The sequence below is a fragment of the Micromonospora sp. WMMC415 genome, assembly GCF_009707425.1.
Classification (GTDB): domain Bacteria; phylum Actinomycetota; class Actinomycetes; order Mycobacteriales; family Micromonosporaceae; genus Micromonospora.
Genome location: NZ_CP046104.1, coordinates 3738479 through 3754036 on the forward strand (window position 1 = coordinate 3738479; position 15558 = coordinate 3754036).

Annotated in this window: 13 protein-coding genes; 9 read left to right on the plus strand and 4 right to left on the minus strand. The window is 77.3% G+C overall.

The features are described 5' to 3' along the window. Positions 1-39 precede the first annotated feature (39 nt). The 5 genes from cbiE to cobA are packed head-to-tail and all read left to right on the plus strand — an operon-like array spanning position 40 to position 5603. Positions 40-1290, plus strand: coding sequence for a precorrin-6y C5,15-methyltransferase (decarboxylating) subunit CbiE (gene cbiE / locus GKC29_RS17575; protein ID WP_370463362.1), 1251 nt, complete (start codon positions 40-42; stop codon positions 1288-1290). After that, positions 1287-3011, plus strand: a complete 1725-nt coding sequence (cobJ, locus tag GKC29_RS17580; RefSeq protein ID WP_155331870.1) for a precorrin-3B C(17)-methyltransferase — start codon at positions 1287-1289, stop codon at positions 3009-3011. Before cbiE ends, cobJ begins: the two co-directional genes overlap by 4 nt. Continuing rightward, complete coding sequence (locus GKC29_RS17585; protein WP_230688671.1) at positions 3008-3280, plus strand: DUF362 domain-containing protein; 273 nt, start codon at positions 3008-3010, stop codon at positions 3278-3280. Before cobJ ends, GKC29_RS17585 begins: the two co-directional genes overlap by 4 nt. Then, complete coding sequence (locus GKC29_RS17590; RefSeq protein ID WP_155331872.1) at positions 3277-3867, plus strand: precorrin-8X methylmutase; 591 nt, start codon at positions 3277-3279, stop codon at positions 3865-3867. The genes GKC29_RS17585 and GKC29_RS17590 overlap by 4 nt, the downstream gene beginning before the upstream one ends. After that, positions 3864-5603 (plus strand): uroporphyrinogen-III C-methyltransferase, encoded by a 1740-nt coding sequence (cobA, locus tag GKC29_RS17595; RefSeq protein WP_230688672.1) that lies wholly within the window; start codon positions 3864-3866, stop codon positions 5601-5603. The genes GKC29_RS17590 and cobA overlap by 4 nt, the downstream gene beginning before the upstream one ends. On the opposite strand, the gene crcB is transcribed toward cobA, so the two are convergent. The 3 genes from crcB to GKC29_RS17610 all read right to left on the minus strand — a co-directional run bounded on the left by crcB (position 5576) and on the right by GKC29_RS17610 (position 7390). Then, a complete protein-coding gene (gene crcB, locus GKC29_RS17600) occupies positions 5576-5935 on the minus strand; it encodes a fluoride efflux transporter CrcB (RefSeq protein WP_155331873.1) in 360 nt (119 codons plus the stop codon). The two genes, cobA and crcB, sit on opposite strands and share 28 nt — an antisense overlap. Continuing rightward, entirely contained in the window at positions 5932-6456 is a 525-nt protein-coding gene (locus GKC29_RS17605) for a CrcB family protein (protein WP_155331874.1), read from the minus strand. Before GKC29_RS17605 ends, crcB begins: the two co-directional genes overlap by 4 nt. A gap of 172 nt (positions 6457-6628) precedes the next feature. Then, positions 6629-7390 (minus strand): trans-aconitate 2-methyltransferase, encoded by a 762-nt coding sequence (locus tag GKC29_RS17610; RefSeq protein WP_155331875.1) that lies wholly within the window; start codon positions 7388-7390, stop codon positions 6629-6631. A 405-nt stretch (positions 7391-7795) separates the two neighbouring features. On the opposite strand from GKC29_RS17610, the gene paaK reads away from it, so the two are divergent. Genes paaK through GKC29_RS17625 form a run of 3 tightly spaced genes read left to right on the plus strand, consistent with a single transcriptional unit; the run spans position 7796 to position 10113 of the window. Next, the gene (gene paaK / locus GKC29_RS17615) at positions 7796-9103 is read left to right on the plus strand and encodes a phenylacetate--CoA ligase PaaK (protein ID WP_155331876.1); all 1308 of its coding nucleotides are present in this window, start codon (positions 7796-7798) and stop codon (positions 9101-9103) included. A 28-nt stretch (positions 9104-9131) separates the two neighbouring features. Then, positions 9132-9506, plus strand: a complete 375-nt coding sequence (gene paaI, locus GKC29_RS17620; protein WP_155334198.1) for a hydroxyphenylacetyl-CoA thioesterase PaaI — start codon at positions 9132-9134, stop codon at positions 9504-9506. Positions 9507-9546: 40 nt separating this feature from the next. Further along, positions 9547-10113 carry a dienelactone hydrolase family protein gene (locus GKC29_RS17625; protein WP_155331877.1) on the plus strand — a complete coding sequence of 189 codons (567 nt, stop codon included), beginning with the start codon at positions 9547-9549 and terminating at the stop codon, positions 10111-10113. Between the two features lie 112 nt (positions 10114-10225). Here the strand turns inward: GKC29_RS17625 and GKC29_RS17630 are convergent, their stop codons facing one another. Further along, positions 10226-12310 (minus strand): adenylate/guanylate cyclase domain-containing protein, encoded by a 2085-nt coding sequence (locus GKC29_RS17630; protein WP_230688673.1) that lies wholly within the window; start codon positions 12308-12310, stop codon positions 10226-10228. Positions 12311-12631: 321 nt separating this feature from the next. Here GKC29_RS17630 and GKC29_RS17635 point away from each other — a divergent pair, with 321 nt between their 5' ends. Continuing rightward, positions 12632-15529 carry a helix-turn-helix transcriptional regulator gene (locus GKC29_RS17635; protein ID WP_155331878.1) on the plus strand — a complete coding sequence of 966 codons (2898 nt, stop codon included), beginning with the start codon at positions 12632-12634 and terminating at the stop codon, positions 15527-15529. Positions 15530-15558 lie beyond the last annotated feature (29 nt).

Below are 15558 nucleotides of genomic sequence, written 5' to 3' on the forward strand. Positions count from 1 at the left end.
GGAGCACGCCCGGGCGACGCCGGAACGACGTCCGTGACCGTGGCCGACGCCGGGCCACGCGGCCTCGCCGCCAGCGAGCCGGACGCCGACCCGCCCCACGTGACGGTGGTCGGCGTGGACGCCGCCGGCAACCCGCCGCCGCCCGCCGCGGCCGGCGTGCTCGCCCGGGCGGGACTCGTGGTCGGTGCGGCCCGGCACCTCGCCGCCGTCCCGGTTCCGGCCGGCGCGGAGACCGTGGTCCTCGGGCCGCTGGCGCCGGCCCTGGACCGGCTCGCCGCCGTCGCCGCCGCCACGCCGGCCGTGGTGCTGGCCAGCGGCGACCCCGGGCTCTTCGGGATCGTGCGGCGGCTGCGGGCGGCCGGCCTGCCGGTGCGGGTGCTGCCGGCGGTGTCCAGTGTGGCCGCCGCGTTCGCACGGGCCGGCCTGCCGTGGGACGGCGCGGTCGTGGTCACCGCGCACGGGCGCGACCCCCGGCCGGCCCTCAACGCCGCCCGGGCGCTGCCGCTGGTCGCGGTGCTGACCGCGCCCGGCGCCGGCGCCGCCGAACTCGGTGCCGGCCTGGTCGGCTGGCCCCGCCGCCTGGTGGTCGCCGAGCACCTGGGCACCGGCGCCGAGCGGGTCACCTGGACCACCCCGGCGGAGGCCGCCACGCGCTCCTGGACCGACCCGCACGTCCTGCTGAGCGTCGGCGAGCCGCCGGACGGGATGCGCGTCGACAACCAGCCGGCCGCCGCGCCCGCCGGCGGGTGGGCGCTGCCCGAGAGCGCGTACGCCCACCGCGACTCCATGATCAGCAAGGCGGAGGTACGCGCCCTCGTGGTGGCCCGACTGCGGCCCCGGCTCGGCCGGCTGGTGTGGGACGTGGGCGCCGGCAGCGGCTCGGTGGGCATCGAGTGCGCCCTGCTCGGCGCGGCCGTCGTCGCCGTCGAGCGGGACCCGGCGGCGGCCGACCTGGTCCGTGCCAACGCCGCCCGGCACGCCGTCGACGTGCGGGTGGTGTGCGGTGGCGCACCCGACGCCCTGGCCGGGCTGCCCGAGCCGGACGCGGTGTTCGTCGGCGGAGGCGGCACCGGCGTGCTCGCCGCCGTCGCGGCCCGCCGCCCGGCGCGGGTGGTCGTCGCGCTCGCCGCGCTGGACCGGGTCGCCCCGGCCCGGAACCTGCTGCGCGACGCCGGCTACGCCGTCGAGGGCGTCCAACTGTCCGCCGCCCGCCTCGCCGACCTGCCCGGCGGGTCGGTCCGCCTCGCCGCCACCAATCCGGTGGTCGTCCTCACCGGGGAGCGCCCGTGACCCACCCTGACCCCGGCGCGATCCCGCGCCGGATCGGACTCGTCGCCGTCACCGCCGCCGGGCGGCGGCACGCCCGCATCCTCGCCGACGCGTGGCCGCACGCCCGGCCGGTCGACGCGGGCAGCGCCGCCGACGCGCTGCGGGAGGCCTGGAACCGGTGCGACGGGATCGTGGCGTTCCTGGCCACCGGCGCGGCGGTGCGGATCCTCGCCCCGCTGCTCGGCGACAAGCGCACCGACCCGGCGGTCGTCGTGGTCGACGAGGCGGCCCGGCACGCCGTCGCGCTGCTCGGCGGGCACGCCGGCGGTGCCAACGCCCTCGCCGCGGAGGTCGGCGCGCTGCTCGACGCCACGCCGGTGGTCACCACCGCCACCGACGTGGTCGGCGTGCCCGGGCTCGACACCCTGGGCTGGTCGGTCGACGGGGCGGTCGCGGCCGTGAGCCGGGCCATCCTCGACGGCGAGCCGGTCACGCTGATCGCCGACGACAGCTGGCCGCTGCCCGCCCTGCCGGAGAACGTCCGCCCGGCTGACGGGAGCGGTCAACCCGGGGCCGGGTACCGGTTGCTGGTCACCGACCGGATCGTGCCGCTGGACGGGCGGACCGCCGTGCTCCGGCCGCCGTCGCTGGTGGCCGGCGTCGGGGCCAGCCGGGGCGTACCCGCCGAGGAGGTCCGCGGCCTGCTCGACCGGGTGCTCACCGAGGCCGGCCTCAGCCCGGCGAGCCTGCGCCGCCTGGCCAGCGCCGACGTCAAGGCCGACGAGGCGGGCATCCGCGCGACCGCGGACGCGTTGCGCGTACCCCTGGTGACCTGGTCGGCGGCGGAGCTGGCGGCGGTCGACGTGCCCAACCCCAGCGAGGTGGTCCGCGCCGCCGTCGGCACCCCGAGCGTCGCGGAGGCCGCGGCGCTGCTCGGCGGTGACGCGGAGCTGCTGGTACCGAAGACCGCGACCGCGATGGCGACCGTCGCGGTCGCCCGGCACGCGCCGCGCGGCCGGCTCGCGGTCGTCGGACTCGGCCCCGGCGCGCCCGACCTGCGCACCCCCCGTGCGGTGGCCGAACTGCGGCGGGCCGCCGTCGTGGTGGGCCTGGACCAGTACGTCGACCAGGTCCGCGACGTGCTGCGCCCCGGCACCCGGGTGCTCGCCAGCGGCCTCGGCGCGGAGGAGGAACGGGCCCGCGCCGCCGTCGCCGAGGCCACCGCCGGCCACGCGGTCGCCCTGATCGGGTCCGGCGACGCCGGCGTGTACGCGATGGCGAGCCCCGCCCTGGAGTACGCCGACGACCGGATCGACGTGGTGGGGGTGCCCGGGGTGACCGCCGCCCTCGCCGCCGGGGCCCTGCTCGGGGCGCCGCTCGGCCACGACCACGCCTACCTGAGCCTGTCCGACCTGCACACCCCGTGGGAGGTCATCACCCGCCGGGTCACCGCCGCCGCCGAGGGCGACTTCGTTGCCCTGCTCTACAACCCGCGCAGCCGCGCCCGCGACTGGCAGCTGCCGGAGGCGCTGCGGATCCTCGCCGCCCACCGGCCGCCGGACACCCCGGTCGGCGTGGTCCGCAACGCCAGCCGCGACGGCGAACAGGTGCACCTGGCCACCCTGGCCACCCTCGACCCGGCGGTGGTCGACATGTACAGCGTCGTCGTCGTGGGCAGCAGCCGGACCCGGGTGGTCGCCGGCCGGATGGTCACCCCGCGCGGCTACCGGTGGCGCGGATGAACCGCCGCGCGCCGGTGACGGTCGACGCCTGCCAGGGCTGCGGCGCCTGCCTGCTGACCTGCCCCACCCACGCCATCCGGCCGGTGGCCGGCGGTCTCGTCGTCCGCGCCGACCGCTGCACCGGCTGCCTGGAATGCCTGGAGATCTGCCCGGTGGACGCCATCCGCGCCACCGGCCCCGACCACGGTGGAGGAAAGCCGATGAGAACGACCACGGTCAGCGCCGCGACGGCCCACCCGGCCGCGCCCGGCGCGGGGGAGGGCCGGTGAGCCGGGTCGTGCACCCGATCGAGGTGAAGTCCTACCGGATCCTGCGGGAACGCGCCGCCCTCGGTCACCTGCCGCCGCTGACCCGGGCCGTCGTCGAGCGGGTGGTGCACGCCAGCGCCGACCTGGAGTACGTCACCGACCTGGTGTGCGACGAGGCGGCCCTGGCCGGCGGGCTGGCCGCGCTGCGCGCCGGCGCCCCGGTCGTGACGGACGTGGCGATGGTCGCCGCCGGCATCACCGGCCGGGAGACCACCTGCCCGGTGGCCGAGGCCGCCACGGCCGACCTGGCCCGCCGGGCCGGGATCACCCGCTCCGCCGCGGCGATGCGGGTCGCCCTGCACCGGGTCGGTCCAGGCGCGGTGTGGGTGGTCGGGTGCGCGCCGACGGCACTGGTGGAGCTGCTCACCCTCGACGCGCGGCCGGCGCTGGTGGTCGGCCTGCCGGTCGGGTTCGTCGGCGCCGCCGAATCCAAGGCCGCGTTGCGGGCCAGCGGCCTGCCCGCGGTCTCCAACCGGGGCGAGAAGGGCGGGTCGGCGGTCGCCGCCGCCGCCCTCAACGCCCTGCTCTACGCGGAGGAGGCGGCATGAGCGAACGAACCGGCCAGATGGTGGGGCCCGGTGCCGGAGGTGCCGGCGCGCTGGTCATCGTTGGCCACGGCACCCGCAGCGCGGCCGGGGTGGCCCAGTTCGCCGCGCTGGTCGAGCGGGTCCGCCGCGCGGGGGTGGGCGACGTCGAAGGCGGCTTCATCGAGCTGTCCCGCCCGCCGCTCACCGACGCGGTCGGTGCGCTGGCCGCCCGGGGCCACCGGTCGCTGGTCGCGCTGCCGCTGGTGCTCACCGCGGCCGGCCACGGCAAGGGCGACATCCCCGCCGCGCTGGCCCGCGAGCAGCAGCGCCACCCCGGTCTCCGGTACGCGTACGGGCGGCCGCTCGGCCCGCACCCCCTGCTGCACACCGCGCTGGAGGAGCGGATCGACGCCGCCCTGGCCGGTGACGACCGGGCCGGCACCTGGGTGGCGCTGATCGGGCGCGGCTCCACCGACCCGGACGCCAACGCGGAGGTCGCCAAGGTGGCGCGCCTGCTCTGGGAGGGGCGTGGGTACGCCGGCGTCGAACCGGGCTTCATCTCGCTCGCCGAGCCGTCCGTGCCGGACGTGCTGGACCGGCTGCGCCGGCTCGGTGCCCGGCGGATCGTCGTCGCCCCGTACTTCCTCTTCGCCGGGGTGCTGCCCGACCGGATCGTCGCGCAGTCCCGGGCGTACGCCGCCGCCCACCCGGAGTTGGACGTCCGGGTGGCCGACCTGATCGGCGACTGCGACGCCCTCGCCGACCTGATCCTCGAACGCCACGCCGAGGCGGTCCGCGGCGACATCCGGATGAACTGCGACACCTGCGCGTACCGGGTGCTGATGCCCGGCTTCGCCGACAAGGTGGGCCGGCCGCAGACCCCCCACGACCACCCCGACGACCCGGTCGGCGGGCACGGCCACCATCACCACGCCCACCCCGTCGGCGGCCACCACCACCACGAGCCGCCGTTGCCTGCCGGGCACGTCGCCGTCGTGGGCGGCGGGCCGGGGCCCGACGACCTCATCACCGTCCGCGGCCGGGCGCTGCTCGACGCCGCCGACGTGGTGGTGGTCGACCGGCTCGCCCCGCAGGGGCTGCTCGCCGCGCTGCGCCCCGGCGTGATCGTCGTCGACGCGGCGAAGGTGCCCCGGGGACCGTCGGTCGGCCAGGACGCCATCAACGCCGCCCTGGTCACGCACGCCCGCGCCGGCCGGCGGGTGGTCCGGCTCAAGGGCGGCGACCCGTACGTCTTCGGGCGCGGCCACGAGGAGGTCCAGGCCTGCACGGCCGCCGGGGTGCCGGTGACCGTCGTTCCCGGCGTGAGCAGCGCGACCGCCGCGGCGGCGCTGGCCGGCGTGCCGGTCACCCACCGGGGTGTGGCGCACGAGTTCACCGTCGTCTCCGGACACCTGCCGCCCGGACACCCGGACTCGCTGGTCGACTGGGCGGCCCTCGCCCGGGCCCGCGGCACCCTGGTGCTGCTGATGGCCGTCGACACGGTCGACGCGATCGCCGCGGTGCTGCTGGCGCACGGCCGCGCCCCGGACACGCCGGTCCTCGCCGTGCAGGACGCCGGGCTCCCCGGGCAGCGGTCGCTGGCCGCGCGCCTGGACGAGATCGGGGCGGTCGCCGGCGGCAGCGGCGTCGGGCCGCCGGCCGTCTTCGTGGTCGGCCCGGTCGTGGCCCTGACCGACACGTCCGGACCACCCGCCGCCCCGAGGGAGGGTCAGCGGAGCGCCCGGGCCAGCGCGTAGCCCAGGGTGGCGGCCGTGACGGTCGCTGCCACGCTGAGCAGGGCGTTGACCAGGGCGCGGCCGCGCCGGCCGGTCCGGGCGAGGCGCAACGTCTCGTAGCTGAACGTCGAGTACGTGGTCAGCGCGCCGCACAGGCCGGTGCCGAGCAGCGCGCCGACCGCCGGCGGGACCGGGACCCCCACGAGGAACCCGAGCAGCAGGGAGCCGGCCACGTTCACGGTCAGCGTGCCCCAGGGGAACGCCGTACCGAAGCGGGCCTGCACCGCGCGGTCGGTGAGGTAGCGCAGTGGCGCCCCGACCGCCGCGCCGAGTGTGATCAGCAGTGCGGTCACCGGCCGGCCCCCGGCGTTCCGGCGTCTCGGCGCACCGGCGCGGCCGGCCGGTGCCCGGCGAGCCGGTCGGCGACGGCGTGGCCCGCCGCGACGGCGAGCAGCGCGCCGACCAGGGTGGCCGCCAGGTACGCCAGGGCCGTCGCCGGCGCCCCGGCGACGACGAGGTGGTGCGCGTCGACCGCGTACGTGGAGAACGTGGTGTAGCCGCCGAGCACCCCGACGCCGAGGAACGGCCGGGCCAGGGCCGGCCCGCCACGCCGGGTGAGCACCGCCATCAGGACGCCGATCAGCAGGCAGCCGCTCAGGTTGACCGCGAACGTGGCCCAGGGGAAGCCGGTCGGGCCGTGCGGCAGGGCGGCCGACACGCCGGCCCGGGCGAGGGCGCCGAGTGCACCGCCCGCGGCGACGGCCCCGAGCACCGCCGCCGGGTGGGCGGCCAGTTCGGCCCGGTCGGCGGGTACGCGCAGGTCGACGTCGGGGTCGACACGCCGCTGCTCCGGACCGGACACCCGCCCTCCCACCTGCTCCGGCGTCGGACCGGGTCACCCTACCTCGTGATCCACTCCGTGCCGCCGCCATCGCGGCCCCCGGACGCCGTGGATCACCGATGTCGCCGGCACGGGGTGGATCACGCCGGCCGGGCTCGGGGCGAGCCGGGCGGGCCGGTGGGCCGGGCGAGCCCGTGGGCCGGGGTCAGCGGACTCCGGCGACGGCCGCGTCGGCACCGCCTCGCCACACCGTGCCGACCTCGCCGAACCCGGCCCCGGTGAGCGCCGCGAGGTGCCAGGAGACCGGCGGGTTCCACTCCGGACTGTGCCCGGTCGGGTAGATCCGCCGCCGCTCCGCCACCAGCGGCGCCAACGCGGGGTCGGCCGCCGCCAGGTCCCACCACTGTGACCAGGACGGTACGGCGCCGGCGGCGTACCGGGCGTCCCGGTGCGCCCGGGCCCGGTCGAGCAGGCGCTTGGTCAGGTCGGGCAGCGTGTCGTCCGGCATGTGGTCGGCGTTGGCCAGCAGGCCGCCGGGCCGGAGCAGGTCGCGTACCTCGGCGTAGAGGGCGGTGATGCGCTCCGCGGGCAGCCAGTGCAGTGCGGTGGCGGTGAGGACCGCGTCGTACTCGTGGTGGGGAAGCGCGTCCCGCCAGGCCGGCGTGCCGAGGTCGGCGGTGACGATCGCGACCCGGTCGCCGAGGGTTGCCCGGGCCAGGGCGAGCAGCGCCGGGTCCAGGTCGACCAGCGTCACCCGCGCGTCGGGGAAGCGTCGCAGGGTCCGCTCCGAGATGCTGCCGGTGCCGCCGGCGAGATCGAGCAGGCGCAGCGGGCGACCGCCGTCGTGGACGGCGTCGACGGCGTCCAGCATGGCCGTGAAGCGGTGCTCCCGGTCCGGTAGGTACGCCTCCTGCTGGCGGTCCCAGCTCTCCTGCCAGGCCGCCGCGTTCGCAATGTAAGGAGCCATGCGGAGAAGGCTAGTTACGCCTGGCGCCCCGTGTCCAGGCCTTCTTGCCAATAATTTGCAACTACGAAAGAATGGGCATTGCGATGATCGGCGCGGGGCCGGGAAGGCGTCCTTCCCGGCCCCGCGCGCCGCACCCGTTGCCGCGCCGACCGCCGCCGGATCGACGCGCTGTTCTACTACTGGGGTTCCTCCCAGAGCCGCGAGTCCGACGAGCGGATCGAGGCCAAGCTGGACGCCCTGCTGCGCGAGCGGAACCTCGACCCGCGGAACCTCTGACGCCGCCCGGCGTCACCGACCTGACGCGGACGCGGGCCGGCGGTGGTGGCCGGCGCGGAGCGGGCGTACGGTACCAAGATCGGCGCGGTGCTGACTCCGCCCGAAGCGGCAGGCGTGAGGAGGGCCGTGGTGGAGGACCGTACCCCCCGCTCGGAGGAGCTGGAGCCGATCGAGCGGGCCGGCGTCGACGAGCTGCGGGCGGTGCAGCTGGAGCGGCTGCGCCGGTCGTTGCGGCACGCGTACGACCACGTGCCGCACTACCGCCGGGTCTTCACGGCCACCGGCGTGCACCCGGACGACTGCCGGGACCTCGCCGACCTGGCCCGGTTCCCGTTCACCACCAAGGCGGAGCTGCGCGACAACTACCCGTACGGGATGTTCGCCGTGCCGCGGGACCGGGTCGCCCGGCTGCACGCCTCGTCCGGCACCACCGGCTGGCCCACCGTCGTCGGGTACACGGCGGAGGACGTGCGGACCTGGGCGCGGCTGATGGCCCGCTCGATCCGGGCCGCCGGGGGCCGCCCCGGGGACCGGGTGCACGTCGCGTACGGGTACGGGCTCTTCACCGGCGGGCTCGGCGCGCACTACGGCGCCGAGGAGCTCGGCTGCACCGTCATCCCGGTCTCCGGCGGGATGACTGAGCGGCAGGTGCTGCTGATCCGCGACCTCCAACCCGAGGTCATCATGGTCACCCCCAGCTACATGCTCGCCATCGTCGACGAGATGGAACGGCAGGGCGTCGACCCGCGCTCCACGTCGCTGCGGATCGGGATCTTCGGCGCCGAACCGTGGACCGAGGACATGCGCCGCGAGATGGAGCGGCGCCTCGACATGCACGCCGTCGACATCTACGGGCTGTCCGAGGTCATGGGCCCGGGCGTGGCCGTCGAGTGCGTCGAGACGAAGGACGGCCTGCACCTGTGGGAGGACCACTTCTACCCGGAGATCATCGACCCGGTCAGCGGTGCGGTGCTGCCCGACGGGGAACGCGGCGAGCTGGTCCTCACCTCGCTCACCCGGGAGGCGATGCCGGTCGTCCGCTACCGCACCCGGGACCTCACCCGGCTGCTGCCCGGCACCGCCCGGCCGATGCGCCGGATCGAGAAGATCACCGGCCGGACCGACGACATGATGATCGTTCGGGGCGTGAACGTCTTCCCGACCCAGATCGAGGAGCTGATCCTGCGTACGCCCCCGCTGTCTCCGCACTTCCAGTGCGTCCTCGACCGGCAGGGGCGGATGGACACCCTCACCGTCCGGGTCGAGCGGCGGGCGGACGCCGACCGGGCGTCCGCCGAGCGGGCCGGCGCGGCGCTGGTCGGCCTGGTCAAGAACACCATCGGGGTGAGCGTGGCGGTCGAGGTGCTCGACCCGGACGGCGTGGAGCGGTCCATGGGCAAGATGCGCCGGATCGTCGACCAGCGGCGGGGCGGGTGACGTGGGGGAGCGCAACGCCGCGTACGACATGTTCGACGCCGACGTCGCCTCGCGCGCGCTCGGCATCGAGCTGGTCGAGGCCGCCGACGGCGCGGCGGTGGCCCGGATGCGGGTCACCGCCGCGATGGTCAACGGGCACGCCATCGCCCACGGCGGGTACGTTTTCCTGCTGGCCGACACCGCGTTCGCGCTGGCCTGCAACAGCCACGGCCCGGTGACCGTGGCCGCCGGCGGTGACGTCACGTTCGTCCGGCCGGCCCGGGTGGGGGACCTGCTCGTCGCCCGGGCCACCGAACGCACCCGGTACGGCCGCAGCGGCATCTACGACGTCACCGTCACCCGCGACGACGGCGAGGTGGTCGCCGAGTTCCGGGGTCGCAGCCGTACGCTGAACGGCTCCTGAGCCGGGCGCGGCGCCCGGCGGCGTCCGGCAGGATGTGCACATGGGACACGTCGCGCTCTTCCACTCCGTGTACGGCCTGCGGCCCGCCGTGCTCGCCGCCGCCGACCGGCTGCGCGCCGCCGGGCACCGGGTGATCGCCCCCGACCTGTACGGCGTCCCGGCGGCGGAGACCGTCGACGACGGGATCGCGCTGCTGGACAAGATCGGCTGGGAGGTCGTCGTGGAGCGGGCCCGGGCGGCCGTCCGCGACCTGCCCGCCCACGCGGTGTTCCTCGGGTTCTCGATGGGCGCCGGCGTGGCCGGCGCGATGCTGCGCGAGCGTCCCGCCGCCGCGGGGCTGGTGCTGCTGCACGCCGCCAGCGGCGCGCCGGACGGGGTGCGGCCCGGCCTGCCGGTGCACGTGCACCTCGCCGACCCCGACCCGTGGGAGCCGCCGGACGAGTTCGACGCCTGGCAGCGGGAGATGACCACGGCCGGCGCCGACCTGACGGTGCACCGGTACCCGGGCGTCGGCCACCTGTACACCGACCCGGACGTGCCCGACTACGACCAGGCCGCCGCCGAACGCACCTGGGAGCGGGTCCTGGCCTTCCTCGACCCCCACTGACGGCCGGGCCCGCGCGGGCCCCGGGTCCGCCGCCCCGGTGGCGCTGAGCGCCGTGTTCGCCTGCCCGGCAGCGGCACGACCGCCGGTCGCGGTGCCGCTGCGGCGTATCCGATCAGGCGGCGGCGGTGTGGCGGGGCGGGGATCCGGGGGTGGCCGTGGCGGAGCCGGAGCCGTCGCGAGGGGCGGCGGGGATGAGGCCAGCCAGGGACGTGGCGGTGGCCGCGAGGCGGGGAGAGCCGGCGCCGGCGGTGTCCGGACGAATGCCCGCCTGGGATGGCCGGCCGGGCGGGCGACCGGCCGGGCCGGGGGCGGGCTGGAGGCCCGGTCCGGACGGCACGTCGCCGGTCCGGTGGGCGACGACCGGATTCGGGTGGCCGTGGGGCGCGGGGCGCGGATGGCCGCCGGTGGATGCCGGACCGGTGCGGGGGTCGGCGGACCCGGGGCGTGGCTGGCCGTCGGCGGGCACCGGGCGCGGGCCAGGCTCGGCGGACCGGGCCGTCGGCGCGGCGGGCGCGACCGTGGCGAGGGCGGACGGTCCGCGCCGCTGGTCCGCGCGGGCGAGCAGCTCGGATCGGGCCGCCCGGGTCAGCCGGGCGGTGGCGACCGTGGCGACCACCGGGTCGCCCACGGCGTACCCGGCCGGGCGTCGGGTCAGCAGGCCCCGGTCGACCAGCTCACGCAGCGCCGCCATCGCCCGGCCGGGCACCCAGCCGAGCAGGTGGTCCACGGCGGCGGCGTCGACGGGCGTACCGGCCGCCGCGACCGCCATGAGCACCGCCCGCCGGGGGCCGTCGAGCCGGTCCAGCCGGGTGTCGACGGTCCGGCGTACCGGGTCGGGCACCGGCATCCGTGCCGGGTCCGCCCCGTCGGGTGGCAGCGCCGCCACGTAGGCCGCGGCCCGCCCCGGATTCCCGTCGACCCACGGCAGCAGGGCCGCGACCAGCGGCGCGGGGCGGCCCGCCCGGTGCAGCAGGTGGCGCAGCAGCCGCCCGGACTCCATCGTGGACAGCCTGCCCAGCGGAACCCGGCACCCCGGGTCGCCGGGCCGGGCATCGGCCCGGTCCGGACCGTGCAGCGCCACCACGGCGAGCGGCACGGCCCGGGTACGGGCGGCGGTGAGCAGCCGGTGCAGGAAGTGACCCAGCTCCGGGGCGCCCCGGTCGAGGTCGTCGACCGCCACCACCACCGGCTGCCGCTCGGCGAGCGCGAGCAGGCACTCCTGCCAGACGGCCGCACCCCGCAGCGCGTCGGCCCCGGCGTCCGGCGCGGCCAGCAGACCTTCCAGGGCGTACACGGCCTCGGTCCGGCGCGGTGCCGGCACCAGGTCGGTCACGGCGGCGGCGAGCTGCCGGCGTACCACCGGGGGCGTGTCCTGCGCGCGGAGGCCGGCGAAGCCACGGACCTGGTCCGCGACGGGCGCCAGGGCCTCCGCCGGGTACGGCGGGCAGTGCGCGACGCACCAGCGGACCGGGTTCCCGTCGACCGCCTCGACCGTCCGGACCAGTTCGTGCAGCAGCCGGCTGCGCCCGCTGCCGGCCGGGCCGACCAGCGACACCCACCGCGGCCGGCGCTCCCGGACCGTCCGCACGAGCTGGTCCCGGACGGTGGCCAGTTCCCGTCGCCGCCCGATCAGCGGCCCGGCGTGCAGGCCGGGCGCGGGCCGGGTCACGTCGGTGGCGTGCCACACGTCCAGCGGCAGCGCCTTGCCCGCGACCGCCACCGGCGGCACCGGACGCTGGTCGATCAGCCCGTCGGTGGCCCGGTGGGTCGCGGCGCAGAGCGCGACGCCGCCCGGCGGGGCGTACTCCTGGAGGCGCGCGGCCAGCGTGATGACCGCGCCGCTCGCCGTGCCGTGCCCCCCGTCCCGGGTCGCGGCCAGGTCCACCACCGCCTCGCCGGTGGCCACCCCGACCCGGACCCGCAGCGCCGGCCCCCCGACCAGCGACCGCCGGTCCAGCGACCGCTGGATCTCCAGCCCGGCGCGCACCGCCCGGTACGCGTCGAACCCGTCGGACTCGCGCGCGCCGAACAGGGCCATCACCGCGTCCCCGATGTACTTCTCCACCACGCCGTGCCAGCGGCCCAGCACCCCCGCCACGGTGTCGAAGTAGGCGTGCTGCAACGCCCGGACGTCCTCCGGGTCCAGCCGGTCGACCAGCGCCGTGGACCCGACGATGTCGGCGAAGAGGACGGTCACCGTCCGTCTCTCCACCGGCACCGGCCAGCGGTCCGGCGGATCGGCGGAGCACCGCGTGGGACGCGCCGGGACCGCGCTGAGGGCCCGCCCCGCGACGCGCCCCGGACCAGCGGCGATGGTGAACATGGGCATCGCACCTGCCCTTCCCCCCGGTTGGTGGCTGACGACGATCGGAGACTGTCACCCCTGGGCCGACCGGGGATCGGCAGAACGACGTATGTCCGCCGGCCGCAACCTTTGGTCGCAATGTCGACCCGATGAGTACGAGAGGACCGAAAGGCCTGTAGAACGGTCCGGGGACCTGTGACTAGGCTGCGTGCCATGGCCAGCGATGTGGACGGTGCACCGCTCGTCGGCCGGGCCGACCTGGTCAAGGCGGTACGGTCCGCGCTGCTCGGGGCCGTCGCCCAGGGGCACACCGCGGCGGTCTTCCTCTCCGGTGAGAGCGGGGTGGGCAAGAGCCGGCTGCTGCGCGAGGTGGGCGCCGGGCTGCGGGACGCGGGCGCCCTCGTGCTCACCGGCGCCTGCCTGGACATCGGCGATGCCTCACCGCTGCATCCGCTGCTCCAGGCCCTGCGCCGCTTCGACGCCGAGTTGACCGCCTCGCACGCCCGCACGGCGTCCGCGGTGCGCGGGCTGCTCGGGATGTTCGCCGAGGAGACCGCCGGGTCGGACAGCGCCGGGGCGCTGCTGGAGCGGGTCTCGCGGGGCCTGCACCTGATCGCCGAGGGGCGGCCGCTCGTGCTCGTCCTCGACGACCTGCAGTGGGTCGACCGGAGCACCCGGCAGCTCCTGCTCTACCTGCTGGCCGGCCTGGGCGACCTGCAGGTGTCGGTGCTGGCGGCCGTCCGGGCGGAGTCGCTGCAGGGCGCCCACCCGCTGCGCCGGGTGCTCACCGAGCTGCGTCGCCTGCGGACGGTGCAGGTGATCGACCTGGCCCCGCTGGACCGGGCCGCCACCGACCAGCTCGCCGCGGCGGTCGTCGGCCGGCCCCTGACGCCCGACGCCGCCGACCTGGTCTGGCAGCGCAGCGGCGGCAACCCGTTCGTGGTGGAGGAACTGGCCCGCGACCTGCGCGACGGCCGGGACGGCCTCTCCGACAACGTGCGCGAGATCTTCCTGTCCCGGGTGGACGCGCTGCCGCAGCACGCGCACTCGGTCGTGCACGCGGTGGCGGCCGGTGTCGAGCCGGTGGAGCACTGGCTGCTCGCCAAGGTGGTGCGCCTGCCGGAGGACGAGCTGATCGAGGCGGTCCGGGCGGCGGTCGCGCACCGGCTGCTGGTCGGCGCCGACGACGGCTACCGGCTGCGGCACCGGCTGGTCGCCGAGGTTCTGGAACACGAGCTGCTGCCCGCGGAGCGGGCCGCCCTGCACCGGCGGTACGCCGAGGCGCTGACCGCCGCGCCGGACGAGCTGCACCAGGCCCGGCTGGCGCACCACTGGCGGTTGGCCGGCGAGCCCGCCCGGGCCCTGCCGGCCGCGGTGGCGGCCGCCGAGGAGGCCGAGCGGCTGCACGGCTACGCCGAGGCACACCGGCACTGGTCGGCCGCCCTGCAGCTGGCCGACCCGCCCGCCGCCGGGGCGGCCGTGGACCGGGTCACCCTGCTGGAACGGGCCGCGGAGGCGGCGCACCACTGCGGCGAGCACGCCCGGGCCCTGGCCCTGCTGGAGGAGCTGGCCGCCTCCGACGCCGACCGGCCGGCGTGCGCGCTGCACATCCGCCGGGCCCGCTACCTGGCGGCGGCCGGCCGGTCGGCGCTGGCCGAGGCGGAGTACCAGCGGGCCCTGGACAACCCTGACTGCACGCCGGGTGAGCGGGCCACCGCGGCCGCGCACCTGGCCGAGCTGCTGCTGCACCTCGGGCGGTACGCCGACGCCGGCCGTCGCGCCCGGGAGGCGCTGGAGCTGTCCGCGGCGGTGGAGGGCTCCACGTCGGAGGTCGTCCTCGCCAGCGCGGCGCTCGGCTTCTCGGAGGCGTACCTGGAGGACCCGGACTCCGGCCTGGCCGCCGTCCGGCGGGCGCTGGAGACCGCCGAGCGGGCCGGCCGCCCGGAGGACGTGGCGTGCGCGTACCTGCACCTGGCCGAGCTGCTCACCGGTCCGCTGAACGTCCTCGAGGAGGGCGTCGTGGTGGCCCGGCGGGGCGCCGAGCGGGTCGCCGAGCTGGGGCTGGGCCGCACGTACGAGACGCGCCTGCTCGCCATCGCCACCAACGGCCTGTTCCGGGTCGGCCAGTGGGCCGAGGCGGAGAAGGTGGTGGCGGCGGCGCTGCGCCACCGGCCGTCCGGCGCCGACGCCGTCGAGTTGCTGCTGGCCCGCTGCCGGCTCTCCGTCGGGTACGGCGACATCGAGGCCGCCGACCGGGATCTGGACGCGGTGGCCACGGTGCTCGCCGGCGGCGGCGCCCGGCACGTGATCCCGCTGCTCACCCTGCGCGCCGGGCTGGCGATGTGGCAGGGCCGGCACGACCTGGCCCGGCAGGCGGTGCAGCGCGGCCTGACCGAGAGCCGCTCCGACGACGTGACCATCCTCGCCGCGCTGGTCTGGCACGGCCTGCGCGCCGAGGCGGAGGCGCACGCCAGTCGCACGGTCGACGTCGACCCGACGGCGGTACGGCGACTGCGCGAGGCCGCCGAGCGGGTGGCCCGCAAGAGCGCCTCGGCCCCACCGGCGGTCCGCAACGTCGTGGACGCCTTCCTGGCCCTGTGCGCCGCCGAGGTGAGCCGGCTCGACGGGAGTGACCCGGAGCTGTGGGCGCGCTCGGTCGCCGAGTGGGACCGGCGCAACCATCCGTACCCGGCGGCGTACTCGCGGCTGCGTCAGGCCGAGGCGCTGCTCGCCCGGCGCAGCCGCAGCGCCACCGCCGGAAAGCTGCTGCGGGCGGCGTACCAGGTGGCGCAGGGGTTGGGCGCGGTCCCGTTGACCTCGGAGATCCGGACCCTGGCCGGGCGGGCGCGAGTGTCGCTGGAGGAACGGGACACCGCGTCCGGCGTGTCGGCCGCCGCGTCGTGCGACGGGGACGAGCTGGCGGTGCTCACCGCCCGGGAGCGGGAGGTGCTCTCGGCGGTGGCCGAGGGGCTGACCAACAAGGAGATCGGCCAGCGGCTGTTCATCAGCGAGCGGACCATCGGGGTGCACGTGTCGCACATCTTCGACAAGCTGCACGTCCGCACCCGGGTCCAGGCGAGCGCGATCTTCCTGCGCAACCGCCCCGCCTAGACGAGTGATTCCCAACTCTGGGTTGAGCG